Genomic DNA, 12,448 nt, shown 5'->3' with positions numbered 1-12,448 from the left:
GTGCCCCGCGGGGCACCGGCGGCCGGGGTGCGGCCGCCGGCCCGGGCCGTCACGCCCGGGCTCGGGGCCGCGGCGGGTCAGGCGCCGCGGCGGCCGGCCAGCTTCCAGGCGGCGGGCAGCAGCGCGGCGGCCAGCGCCACCTTCAGCGCGTCCCCCACCAGGAACGGCGTGACGCCCAGCTCCAGGGCCTTGCCGAGGTCCACGCCCAGGGAGGCCATCAGGTACGGGACGCCGGCGGCGTACATGATGGCGGTGCCCAGCAGCATGGTGCCGACGGTGCGCGGCGCCGTCCGGTCGCCTCCGTGCTGGGCCAGGCGGCCGACGACGGCGGCGGCGACGACGAAGCCGATCACGTAGCCGAGCGTGGGCAGCCCGGTGCCGGACTGGCCGTCGACGAACCACGGCATCCCGGCCATGCCGGCGGCCAGGTAGAGCACCATGCCCAGCGCGGCGCGGCCCCAGCCGAGGGCGGCGCCGGCCAGCAGCACGGCGAAGGTCTGCCCGGTGACCGGGACGGGGGTGCCGGGCAGCGGCACGGCGATCTGGGCGGCCAGGCCGACGAAGAGCGCCGACCCGGCGACCAGCGCGGTGTCGCGGGCCAGGGAGCCGGGCAGCAGGTCGCCCAGGACGGCGGTGCGGCGCTGGGCTGCGTGGACGGTAGCCACAAGTCCCTCCAAACAGGTTGTGTCAGGCCGAAACCTAGCGAACGGGGTGTCCGGGGGACATGCGCGGGGCTCCAACATCGGCGCCCCCGTCTTTGTCCGCCCCCGCCCGGGCGGCACGTGCGGCGGCGCCGGCGGGCGGCGCTAGGGCAGGTCGCGGGCCAGATAGATCATGTCGGGCTCGCCGCGCGGCACCGGCACCGGCAGCGCGTCCACGGCGGCGAACCGCTCCCGCAGCCGCTCCTCGAAGGCGGGGGAGGCGCCCGCGCTCCACACCGCCAGCCGGCCGCGCCCGGTCAGCGCGCGGCGCAGCGCCGCCAGCCCCTCGGGGCCGTACAGGCGCGCGTTGCCGGGGGTGACGGTCCAGTCGGGACCGTTGTCGATGTCCAGGCACACCACGTCGAACCGGCCGCCCATCGCGGCGGGGCCGGCGGTGAGCAGCTCGACCAGGTCGGCGCGGTGCACGCGGACGCGCGGGTCGGCCAGCGCGCCGCGCGAGAACGGCGCCAGCGGGCCGCCCTCCCGGTGCCAGCCGATCACGGCGGGCTCGCGCTCCACCACCGCCGCCTCGGCGACGCGCTCGTGCCGCAGCGCCTCGGCCAGGGTGAACCCGACCCCCAGACCGCCGACCAGCACCCGCACGCCCGCACCCTCAGGCCTGCCGGGCCCGCCGGGGCCGGCGAGTCCGCCGAGGGCCGCCTCCACCAGGAGCCGCTCGGACTCGCCGTTGCGGGTGTCCATGAGGAACGTCCCGTTGCTGATGATCTCGTAGTGGCCGGCGTGCGCCGCGCGCAGCACCAGCTCCCCGCCGGGCCCCTCGGCGCGCTCGACCACCACCGGTTCGGCCGCGTCCGGCGGCCACGGCTGCGTACTGCGAAACGGCATGCCCCGAGCCTACTGATCACCCGCCCCCGCGCGGGTCACCCCGCCGGCAGCGGGTCGGTGCGCAGCAGGCTGTAGAGGACGCCGTCGCGCCAGGCCCCGTCCCGCCACGCGCACCCGCGCAGCACGCCCTCCCGGGTGAACCCCGCCTTCTCCAGAGCCCGCTGCTCGGCGACGTTGCCGGCCTCGGTGTCGGCCTCGAGCCGGTGCACCGGATAGTGGGCGAACAGGTAGCGGGCCAGCAGCACCTGCGCGCGCGTCCCGTACCCGCGGCCGCGCGCCTCGGGCACCAGCGCGATGCCGATCTCGAAGCACTGGGAGTTGCGCGAGTGCCGGCGGGTGCGCCACTGGGCGAACCCCAGCCGCTCCTCGCCGTCCGCCACCATCAGGCTGCCCTCCTCGGGCGACAGCAGGCCGTTGTCCTCCCAGGCGCGCCGGCGCCACCGCGGGTCGGTGAACCCCGTCCAGGTGAACGTGCCGGCGCGTTCCGGATCGCCGACCAGCGCGTCCATGGTCGCCAGGTCCTCCTCGCGGACCGGGCACAACCTCAGATGATCTTCCATGCGTCGATTGTGGGGGAACGCGCCGCCCCGCACCCCGCGATCGGCCGGACGGAACCCGACCGCGAGACCAGAAGCCTGACAGAAGATGTCAGGTTTCAAGGAGATCATGGGTTCACCGGTCGGCGCCGATGGCGGGCGCGGACCGAGCCCCATAGACGGACAAGGAAGAGAAGGACGAGGAGCTCCATGCGCGAAACGCGAGAAGAACTCGAACAGCTGCAGGCCCTGCTGGACGCCTCCCTGTCCCGCTCCTCCTCGCACCTCCGCTCGATCATCAGCACCGAGAGGACCCTGACCGCGGAGCAGCTCACCGGCGTCCTCACCGGCATGTGCACCCTGGCCCTGTCCACCGTGACGGCGAAGGGCGAACCGCGGATCAGCGGCGTGGACGGGCACTTCCTGCACGGCAAGTGGCACTTCGGCACGGCGCGCGATGCCGTGAAGGCCCGCCACCTGGCCGCCCGCCCGGCCGTCAGCGCCGCGCACATGCGCGGTGAGGACCTGGGCGTGTTCACGCACGGCACGGTGGAGATCCTCAATCCGCGGCACGGCGAGCCGGCCGCGGACTGGCCGGACCTGCTCGCGTACTTGAAGGACTTCTACGGCGACGACTCCTTCGACTGGGACGACGAGGTCGTCTACTACCGGCTGCATCCGCACTGGATGAGCGTCTACGCATCCGATGCCGGGACGCTCACCGCGGTGTCCCGGACCTGATCCGCGGCACGGGCCGTATCGGGACGGCCACGGGCCGGCTGACAGAGCCGGTGAAGCGGCCGCTCGGCGCCATCGCGCCGAGCGGCCGTCGCATGGCGGCGTGATCGATTTGTTCGGCACGGGCGGGAGCGCGGGGACCTGGCCGCCCCTGTCCTGCCGCGTGAGATAGAGGGACGAAGGTTGACGACATTCGAACGGGACGGCGCGAGTGCGGCGCGCGAGACCATCGACGTGGTGGGGGCCCGTACCAACAATCTGCAGGACGTGTCGGTGAGCATCCCCAAGGGGCGGCTCGTCGCCTTCACCGGAGTGAGCGGCAGCGGCAAGACCTCGCTGGCCATCGACACCCTGCACAGCGAGGCCCAACTGCGGTATCTGGAAGGACTCTCGCCGTTCGTGCGGCAGTACATCACCCAGCGCAACCGGCCGAAGGTCGACCGCATCCTCGGACTCGGCGCGACGCTCGCGGTCGACCAGCGCCGCCTCAACCGCAACCCCCGCTCCACGGTCGCGACGATCACCGGCATCGACGGACACCTGGGATTGCTGTACTCGCGCCTTCCCGGGATCGGCGCGACCCCGGCGGCCGGCAGCGGGGACGGGCACCTGACGACCGCACACTTCGACCGCACTACACCCGAAGGGAGCTGCGCGGACTGCCACGGGGTGGGCGGGCGCTGGCAGGCACAGGAAGACCTGATCATCACCCACCCCGAGCTTCCGCTCTTCGAAGGCGCCTCACCCTGGTACGCGAAGTGGCGGTCGGGGGAGCACGCGTTCGTACCGGCGCTCGCCGAGAAGCGGAACGTGGACCTCGGCCGGCCGTGGCGGTCGCTGCCCGAGGAGTTCCGCCACTGCGTGCTGTACGGCACGGGCGAGGAGAAGGTCGAGGCGACCGTCGACATCCCGAACAAGAACGAGACGGCCCTGATGACCTACACCTCCAGCCAGCCGCTGCGAGGCGCGCTCGCCGAAGTGGAACGGGTGTTCGTGAACGCCCAGACCCCCGGCGCCAAGCAGCGCTACCTGCCGTACATGCGCAAAGAGCCCTGCGGCACCTGCGACGGCAGCGGGTACGACCAGGTCGCCCGCTCCGTCCGGCTCGGTGGGCTGACCTACCCCGACCTGCTCGCGGTGGAGGTACGGCAGGTACGCCACTGGGCGAAGCGCGTGGCGGACGGCCTGGACGCCCGGCGGCGCGAGGTGGCCGAGCCGCTGCTGCAGGACCTGGGCCGCAGGCTCGGAATCCTCGACCGGCTCGGTCTGGCCCATCTCCAGCTGTCCCGGAGCGCGGCGACGCTGTCCGGGGGCGAGCTGCAGCGGACCCGGCTCGCCGCTCAGCTCAGCACCGAGCTGAGCGGCATCGTCTTCGTCCTGGACGAGCCCGGGACCGGGCTGCATCCGGCGGACAAGGCGCACCTGCTCGACATCGCCCTGGAACTGCGCGAGGCCGGCAACACCGTGCTCCTGGTCGAGCACGACCCCGAGCTGATCGCCCGAGCCGACTGGGTGATCGACATGGGGCCCGGCGCGGGCCGCCTGGGCGGCGAGGTCATGGTGTCGGGGCCTCCCGCCGACGCGGCCGCCCACCCGCGGTCGCTGACCGGGCGCTACCTGGCCGGCGAGGGACCGCGGCTGCGCCGAACCCGCCGCCCGGCCGGGGACGGCACCGGCTGGGTGGAGCTGCACGGCCTGCGCACGCACAACGTGACCGCGGATCTGGTGCGCTTCCCCGCCGGCCGGCTCACCTGCCTGACCGGCGTGAGCGGCAGCGGCAAGAGCAGCCTGCTCGGCGCGCTCGGGGCGAGCGTGGAGGCCGCCCTGAACGGGACCGCGACCGGCACGGTGCGGGAGGTGACCGGCATCGGAGGGTTCGGCTGGGTCGCCGTCCTCGACCAGGACCCGCTCGGGCGAACACCGCGGTCCAACCCCGCCACCTACAGCAAGGCGTTCGACATCATCCGCAGGCTGTTCGCCGAGACCGACGCGGCACGCGGGCGCGGACTCAACGGCTCCTGGTTCAGCTTCAACACCACCGACGGCGGCCGCTGCGAGACCTGCACCGGTCACGGCCGCAAGCTGGTCGACATGCACTTCCTGCCGGATGTGTGGGTGGTCTGCGACGCGTGCGAGGGCCGGCGCTACAAGCCAGAGGCCTTGGAGATCAGGTACCAGGGGCTGGCCATCGATCAGGTGCTGGAGCTGACCGTCGCCGAGGCCGCAGACCGGTTCACCGAGCCCCGGCAGCTCGCGGCGACCCTGGGAGCCCTGAACCAGGTCGGGCTCGGCTACCTCCAGCTCGGCCAGAGCGCCACAGAGCTGTCCGGCGGCGAGGCGCAGCGGCTGAAGCTGGCGTCCGCGATCCAGCGCGGTGCCGCGAGCCGCAAGGCGGGCCTCGTCGTCCTCGACGAGCCCGTCTCGGGCCTGCACCCGTCCGACGTCCAGCGCGTGGTGGACGCGCTCGACGTGCTACTCGACTCCGGCAACACCGTCGTCCTGGCCGAACACGACATCCCCGTGGCCGCGTCCGCGGACTGGGTGATCGACCTGGGGCCGGGAGCCGGCCCGGACGGGGGCACCATCGTCGCGGAAGGCACCCCCGACACCATCGCGACCACCGACACCCCCACCGCCGGCTTCCTCCGCCGGTACGCGGCGGGCCTGCCGCTCCTGACGGTGCGGGAAAACACGCACCGCTGAAGGGCAAGAACGCGGTCTTGCGTCACGCCCTGCGCCTGCCCCCACGGCCACGCCTAGCCCGAAAGCGACGGGAGATTCCTATCGGACCTCCGGGAACTCCGCCAACGGGGGAGTTCCCGGAGGTCCCCCTGAACGCGGAGCAGGGGAGCGGGTCAGGACGCGGCGCCGGCGGCCTCGTGCCGCCCCCGGTCCGGGTCCGGGTCCTTGCCGCCGAACGCGCCCGGCCCGGCGTGGAACAGGCCGATCACCAGCACGCCCGCCGCCGCGGCACCCAGCGCCCAGCCGCGGTGCCCGCCGCCGGCCACCGGCTCCAGCAGCAGCCACGCGATCACCAGCCCGGCCCACCCGGCCACCACGTTGGGCACCGGCCCGCTGCCCATGACATTGGGGTAGCGGCGGCGCGTGATGCCGCGCACGAAATGCGGGACCGCGTTGCCGCCCATCACGCCGCCGAGGAACCCGAGAACGATCGCCTGCCACATGCGCCGATCCTCACTGCCGAAGGGGACCGTGCCCGCCCGCGAACCGGCAACCACTCGCCTGGAATGCAACGGCACAGTTCGAAACGAAACCGTTTCGTACACTAGCCGCCCGCGAAAGTGTACGCAATCGTTTCGATGAGGCGGGAAGCGGCCTTCCCCTCCCCGGGTTACCGTGTAACGATGTAATCATCTCGGGAGGTGCGATGGACGACCCTCGAACCGGCGGCCCCGCGGACCCCGGCGGCAACGCCGCCCAGCCCCCTGACCAGCCCCACGGCAAGTCAGCCGGCCAGCCGCTCGACCAGCCCCCGGAACGGCCCCTGGAACGGCCCCTGGACGCCTACTCCCGCGTGGTCACCGCCGTGGCCCGCGAGCTCACCCCGCGCGTGGCCGCCCTGCGCGTACGCCACCGCGGCCGCGAAGGCGCCGGCTCGGCGGTCACCTTCACCGCCGACGGCTTCCTGCTCACCAACGCCCACGTCGTCGGCCGCGCCCGCACCGGCCAGGCCGCCTTCGCCGACGGCACCACCACCCCGTTCACCGTCGTCGGCACCGACCCCCTGTCGGACCTGGCCGTCGTCCGCGCCGCCGGCGACACCCCCGGCCCCGTCACCCTCGGCGACAGCGACGACCTGGTCACCGGCCAGCTCGTCGTCGCCGTCGGCAACCCCCTCGGCCTGGCCGGCTCGGTCACCGCCGGCGTCGTGTCCGCCCTCGGCCGCTCCCTGCCCACCAGCGTCCCCACCCGCGGCGGCACCGCCGCCCGCGTCATCGAGGACGTCATCCAGACCGACGCCGCCCTCAACCCCGGCAACTCCGGCGGCGCCCTGGCCGACTCGGCCGCCCGCGTCGTCGGCGTCAGCACCGCCGTCGCCGGCATCGGCCTGGGGCTGGCCGTCCCCATCAACGCCACCACGCGCCGCATCATCGGCGCCCTCATGCGCGACGGCCGCGTCCGCCGCGCCTACCTGGGCGTCGCCGCCGTCCCCGTGCCCGTCCCGGCCGCCCAGCGCGAGCGCCTCGGCCAGGACCGCGCCCTGCGCGTCGCCGAGGTCGTCCCCGGTGCCCCCGCCGACCGCGCCGGCCTGCGCCGCGGCGACCTGGTCCTCACCGCCGGCGGCGCGCCCGTCAGCCAGGCCCAGAGCCTGCAGCGCCTGATGTTCGCCGAGGCCATCGGACGCCCCCTGCCCATCACCGTCCTGCGCAACGGCGCCATGGTCGACGTCATCGCCGAACCCGTCGAACTCGACGCCGAACACGCCTGACCCCCACCCGCCCCACCCGCCTCCGCCCGGCGGAAGGCGGGGCCGGGCGGTCAGGCGGCCGGGCCGCGGAACGTGGCCCGGTAGGCGGTGGGGGACACCCCCAGCTCCGCCTGCAGATGCTGCCGCAGCGACGCCCCCGTCCCGAAGCCCGCCTCCGCCGCCACCCGGTCCACCGGCAGGTCGGTCTCCTCCAGCAGCTGCCGCGCCCGCTCCACCCGCCGCAGCGCCAGCCACCGCCCCGCCGCCATCCCCGTCTCCTGCCGGAACCGCCGGGTGAACGTCCGCACGCTCATCGACGACCGCGCCGCCATCTCCGCCAGCGTCACCGGCCGGTCCAGCCGCGCCAGCGCCCACGCCCGCGCCGCCCCCGTCGACGCCCCGCCCGGCTCGGCCACCGGCCGCGGCACGTACTGCGCCTGCCCGCCCTCCCGGTGCGGCGGCACCACCGTGCGCCGCGCCGCCTCCGCCGCCACCCCCGCGCCGTGGTCGCACCGGATCATGTGCAGGCACAGATCGATCCCCGCCGCCTCGCCCGCCGAGGTCAGCACGTCCCCGCCGTCGGTGTACAGCACGCCCGGATCCAGCTCGATGTGCGGGAACAGCTCGGCGAACCGCGCGCACGAGCGCCAGTGCGTGGTCGCCCGCCGCCCCTCCAGCAGCCCCGCGGCCGCCAGCACGAACGCCCCCGTGCAGATCGAGGCGATCCGCGTGCCCGGAACGATCCGCGCCAGCGCCGCCGCGACCGGCGCCGGCAGCTCCGCGTCCCGCTCGTCCAGCTCGTGCGAGGCCGGGACGACCACCGTCCCCGCCCCCTCCAGCGCCTCCGGCCCGTGCTCGGCCACGATCGTGAAATCGGCGTCGGTACGCACCGGCCCCGCCTCCGGCGCGCACGTCACCACCTCGTACAGCCGCTCGCCGCCCGCCGACACCGCCGCGCCGAACAGCTGGTGCACCAGCCCCAGCTCCATCGGCAGCACCCCGTCGCGGACCAGGACCGCCACCCGCTCACCCATGGCCGGATCCTTTCACATCATGGCCATCGGGCCACTTTCGGCGCCCGGCACGGCACGCCAGCATCGGAACCGGACACACCACCCCGCCAAGCCCCGCCAAGTCCCGCCGGGAATCCAAGGAGGACGATCCCCGTGAACGTGCTGTGGATCTTCGCCCATCCCGAACCGCGCTCGCTGAACGGCGCCCTGCGCGACGAGGGCCTGCGCGAGCTGGCCCGCCTCGGCCACCGCACCCGCGGCTCCGACCTGTACGCCATGGACTGGGACCCGGTCGTGCGCGCCGCCGACTACGGCCACGACCCCCGCGAACGGCTCCAGGTCGGCGCGGCGTCCGAACGCGCCCAGGCCGCCGGCGCCCTCGGCCCCGACATCCGCGCCGAGCAGGACAAGATCGCCTGGGCGGACGCGGTCGTGCTGCAGTTCCCGCTGTGGTGGCACGGCATGCCCGCCATCCTCAAAGGCTGGTTCGACCGCGTCTTCGTGCAGGGCTTCGCCTTCGGCGTCACCGACACCCAAGGCCGCACCCTGCGCTACGGCGAGGGCAACCTGGCCGGCAAGCGCGCCCTGGTGGTGACCACCGCCGGCGCCCGCGGCACCGGCATGGGCCCCCGCGGCCTGCACGGCGACACCGAGCAGCTGCTGTTCCCCCTGCTGCACGGCACCCTGTGGTACACCGGCATGACCGTCCTGCCGCCCCTGCTGATCCCCGGCGCCGACCGCCTCACCCCCGCCCGGTACGCGCCCGCCGCCGCCCGCCTGCGCGAGCGGCTGCGCGGCCTGGCCACCGACGCGCCCGTCCCGTACCGCCGCGAGTCCGGCGGCGACTACGACACCGACCTGATCCTGCGCCCCCACCTGGAGCCCGGCCGCGCCGGCCTGGACATCCACACCCGCCACGACCCCGCGCCCGCCGGCTCGGCCCCCACCCAGACGGACACCGAGACGGACGCGGAGGCGGAGGCGGGCGCGCCGGCCGTGCGGGCGGCGTGCTGAGCGCGGGCGCCGCGGCCCGGCCGGGTCAGGGGCGCCGCCGCTCCAGCGGCTCCAGATAGCCGAGCAGCACCTTCTTCACCTCGGCGATCACCGCGTCGCGCTCGGCGCCGTCCGCCGCCGTGGCCATCGGCACCATCGCCTGGAAGATCTGGATCAGCACCCGCGCCGAGCGGGTGCGCTCCTCGGCCGACAGCGCCGGCGCCCGCTCGGCCAGCACCGCCTCCACCCGGCCCAGCAGCGCCGCCTGGATCGGCCGCGCCGCGGCCGCCAGCCCGGCCGGCATGTCCGCGCGGGCGAACAGCGCCTTGAACCCCGGATTGGCGATGTTGAACGCGATGATCGGATCCACCATCCGGTCGACCATCTCCGCCGCCGGCAGCGCCCCGACGCCCGGCGACCCGAACGCCTCGCGGTGCGCGGCCCCCATCTGCTCGGTGAACCGGTCGGCCAGCGCCTGCGCGATCGCCTCCTTGTTGGGGAAGAACTGGTACAGCGACCCCGGCGAGATCCGCGCCCGGGCCGCGATCGCGTTGGTGGTGGCCTTCTCGTACCCGCACTCGGCGAACACGCCCGCGGCCGCGTCCAGGATCTCCCGCATCCGCCGCTCGCCGCGCGCCTGCCGCTTGCGCGGCCGCGCGGCGCCGTCACGCCCCGCGTCGCCGCGCGCGTCACCGTCCCGCGCGTCCGGCTCCTCGCCGCGCCCTGAGGCCCCCTCGGCCACGCCTCCACCCCCTTCCGGATCATCCGAGTATTGCAAACACGAGTAGTCGCTCGTATTCTCGGCCACTAGATACGAGTCAATGCTCGCATATTCGGGTCCGCGCACCCAGGGGGAGACCACCCATGCACCCACGACCGGGCCTCGGCGGCCTCATCGCCCGCCGGGCACGCTGGATCATCGCCGCCGGGCTGGCAGCGATGATCGCCGCCGGCGCCATCGGGGCCGGCACCATCGACGCCCTGTCCCTCAACCGGTTCGAGGCCCCCGGCTCCGAATCGATGGCCGCCCGCGACGCCCTGGCCCGCGGCCACTCCACCGGCAGCCCCAACCTCGCCCTCATGGTCACCGCCCGCACCGGCACCGTCGACGACCCCGCCGTCGCCGCCGAAGGCCGCGCCCTCACCGCCGAACTCGCCGCCCGCGACGGCGTCGGCGCCGCCTGGTCCTACTGGACCCGCGGCGGCACCACCACCCTGCGCAGCGCCGACGCCCGCCACGCCCTGGTCCTGGCCTGGCTGCCCGGCGACGCCGACCACGTCCGCCGCGACCTGCTCCCCGACCTGGCCACCGACCTCACCCGCCGCACCCCGCACATCACCGTCGCCGTCGGCGGCGGCGACGAGGTCTTCCGCCAGGTCATGCAACAGGCCCGCCAGGACTTCGTCCGCGCCGAACTCATCATCCTGCCCCTGGTCCTGCTCCTGCTGTGGGCCGTCTACCGCCGCCTGGCCGCCGCCCTGGTCACCCTCGGCGTCGGCCTGTTCGCCGTCGCCGGCGCGCTGGCCCTGCTGCGCGGCGCCCTCGCCCTCACCGAGATCTCCACCTTCGCCTCCAACATCGCCCTGGTCATGGGCATCGGCCTCGGCGTCGACTACGGCCTGTTCGTCATCACCCGCTTCCGCGAGGAACTGGCCCGCGGCCTGCCCGTCCCCGACGCCGTCGCCGCCACCGTCCGCGGCGCCGGCCGCACCGTGCTGTTCAGCGGCCTGACCGTCGCCGCCGCCCTGTCGGCCCTGCTGGCCTTCCCCTTCCCGTTCCTGGCCTCCTTCGCCTACGCCGGCGTCGCCGTCGTGGCCGCCGCCGTCACCGGCGCCACCGTCCTGCTGCCCGCCGCCCTGACCCTGCTCGGCCACCGCGTCCAGCGCCGCCACCCGCACCGCGCCCGCACCGGCCGGGGACCCGGCGGACTCTGGTACGGCGCCGCCGCCCGCGTCGTCCGCCGCCCCCTGCTGCTCGGCGGCGCCGCCCTCGGCCTGGTCCTGCTCATGGGCGCCCCCTTCCTCGGCGTCCGCTTCGGCCTGCCCGACGACCGCGTCCTGCGCTCCGACGCCCCCGCCCGCCAGATGTACGACCAGGTCCGCGCCTCCTTCCCCGTCGAGGAGGCCGACGCGCTCACCATCGTCGCCCCCGCCGCCACCACCGCCGACACCCCCGCGACCGCCGGCTACGCCGCCCGCCTCTCCCGCGCCGAGGGCATCGTCCGCGTCGACTCCGCCGCCGGCTCCTACACCGCCGGCCGCCGCGTCCCCGCCCCCACCGGCACCTCCCACATCGGCACGTCAGGGACCGGCACCTGGCTGGCGGCCGTCCCCTCCTCGCGACGCCTGGAGGCCGACGCCGTCGGCCTGGTCCGCCAGGTGCGCTCGGTCCCCGCCCCCTACCGCGTCCTCGTCGGCGGCTACCCCGCCGAACTCACCGACTACCGCGACGGCGTCACCCGCCGCCTCCCGCTGGTCGCCGCGATCATCGTCCTGGTCACCTTCGCCGTGCTGTTCCTGATGACCGGCAGCCTCGTCGCCCCGCTCAAGGCCACCGTCCTGAACCTGCTCAGCCTCTCGGTCATGTTCGGCGCCCTGGTATGGATCTTCCAGGACGGCCACCTGTCCGGCCTGCTCGGCTTCACCCCCACCGGCACCATCGAACCGAGCATCCCCATCCTGATGTTCTGCGTCGCCTACGGCCTGTCCATGGACTACGAGGTGTTCCTGCTCGCCCGCATCAAGGACGAGTACGACCGCACCGGCGACCCCCGCCGCTCCATCCCCCTCGGCATCGCCCGCAGCGGCCCCCTGGTCACCGCCGCCGCCCTCATCCTCGCCGCCTCCTTCGCCGCCTACGCCACCGGCCGCGTCGTCTTCCTCCAGCAGCTCGGCATCGGCATGGCCCTGGCCGTCCTCATCGACGCCACCCTCATCCGCGGCGTCCTGCTCCCGGCCGCCATGAGCCTGGCCGGCCACGCCAATTGGTGGGCCCCCGCCCCGCTCCGCCGCCTGCACCACCGCATCGCCCTCACCGAACACCCCCCACCCCACTCCCCACCCGCGGCCGGAAAGGACGACAAGAGCGACACGGGGAACAAGGGCGACGTCGCGCCCGCGCCCGCCCCGGCCCCCTGAACACCCCGGCGCGCCGTACCGGGCCCGGGTCACCCGGCCCCGGTACGGCGCCGC

General features: G+C 74.9%; 11 protein-coding genes. 5 read left to right on the top strand and 6 right to left on the bottom strand.

All coding sequences use genetic code 11. The annotated features are described in order from the left end of the window. Window positions 1–77 precede the first annotated feature (77 nt). The 3 genes from AB0881_RS40820 to AB0881_RS40810 form a co-directional block, all read right to left on the bottom strand. Window positions 78–665, bottom strand: coding sequence for a biotin transporter BioY (locus AB0881_RS40820; RefSeq protein ID WP_366626205.1), 588 nt, complete (start codon window positions 663–665; stop codon window positions 78–80). A gap of 141 nt (window positions 666–806) precedes the next feature. After that, window positions 807–1,547 (bottom strand): spermidine synthase, encoded by a 741-nt coding sequence (locus tag AB0881_RS40815; RefSeq protein ID WP_366626203.1) that lies wholly within the window; start codon window positions 1,545–1,547, stop codon window positions 807–809. Between the two features lie 35 nt (window positions 1,548–1,582). Next, entirely contained in the window at window positions 1,583–2,107 is a 525-nt protein-coding gene (locus tag AB0881_RS40810; protein ID WP_366626202.1) for a GNAT family protein, read from the bottom strand. A 186-nt stretch (window positions 2,108–2,293) separates the two neighbouring features. On the opposite strand from AB0881_RS40810, the gene AB0881_RS40805 reads away from it, so the two are divergent. Then, window positions 2,294–2,824 carry a pyridoxamine 5'-phosphate oxidase family protein gene (locus AB0881_RS40805; RefSeq protein ID WP_366626200.1) on the top strand — a complete coding sequence of 177 codons (531 nt, stop codon included), beginning with the start codon at window positions 2,294–2,296 and terminating at the stop codon, window positions 2,822–2,824. 180 nt (window positions 2,825–3,004) lie between these two features. Beyond that, complete coding sequence (locus tag AB0881_RS40800; RefSeq protein ID WP_366626198.1) at window positions 3,005–5,524, top strand: excinuclease ABC subunit UvrA; 2,520 nt, start codon at window positions 3,005–3,007, stop codon at window positions 5,522–5,524. Between the two features lie 152 nt (window positions 5,525–5,676). Here the strand turns inward: AB0881_RS40800 and AB0881_RS40795 are convergent, their stop codons facing one another. Further along, window positions 5,677–6,006, bottom strand: a complete 330-nt coding sequence (locus AB0881_RS40795; RefSeq protein ID WP_366626196.1) for a hypothetical protein — start codon at window positions 6,004–6,006, stop codon at window positions 5,677–5,679. Between the two features lie 203 nt (window positions 6,007–6,209). On the opposite strand from AB0881_RS40795, the gene AB0881_RS40790 reads away from it, so the two are divergent. Then, window positions 6,210–7,271 (top strand): trypsin-like peptidase domain-containing protein, encoded by a 1,062-nt coding sequence (locus AB0881_RS40790; protein WP_366626193.1) that lies wholly within the window; start codon window positions 6,210–6,212, stop codon window positions 7,269–7,271. A 50-nt stretch (window positions 7,272–7,321) separates the two neighbouring features. Here AB0881_RS40790 and AB0881_RS40785 read toward each other — a convergent pair whose 3' ends face one another. Further along, on the bottom strand, window positions 7,322–8,284 hold the full coding sequence (locus tag AB0881_RS40785) for a helix-turn-helix domain-containing protein (protein WP_366626191.1): 963 nt from the start codon (window positions 8,282–8,284) through the stop codon (window positions 7,322–7,324). A gap of 132 nt (window positions 8,285–8,416) precedes the next feature. Between AB0881_RS40785 and AB0881_RS40780 the strand changes: the two genes are divergently transcribed. After that, entirely contained in the window at window positions 8,417–9,277 is an 861-nt protein-coding gene (locus AB0881_RS40780) for an NAD(P)H-dependent oxidoreductase (protein ID WP_366626189.1), read from the top strand. A gap of 25 nt (window positions 9,278–9,302) precedes the next feature. On the opposite strand, the gene AB0881_RS40775 is transcribed toward AB0881_RS40780, so the two are convergent. Then, entirely contained in the window at window positions 9,303–9,998 is a 696-nt protein-coding gene (locus tag AB0881_RS40775) for a TetR/AcrR family transcriptional regulator (RefSeq protein WP_366626187.1), read from the bottom strand. Between the two features lie 122 nt (window positions 9,999–10,120). Here AB0881_RS40775 and AB0881_RS40770 point away from each other — a divergent pair, with 122 nt between their 5' ends. Then, window positions 10,121–12,394 (top strand): MMPL family transporter, encoded by a 2,274-nt coding sequence (locus AB0881_RS40770; protein ID WP_366626185.1) that lies wholly within the window; start codon window positions 10,121–10,123, stop codon window positions 12,392–12,394. Window positions 12,395–12,448 lie beyond the last annotated feature (54 nt).

This window comes from Spirillospora sp. NPDC029432 (assembly GCF_040703975.1).
Classification (GTDB): domain Bacteria; phylum Actinomycetota; class Actinomycetes; order Streptosporangiales; family Streptosporangiaceae; genus Spirillospora.
Note: the sequence above shows the minus strand (reverse complement) of the source record. Positions and strands in the feature narration are given on the sequence as shown.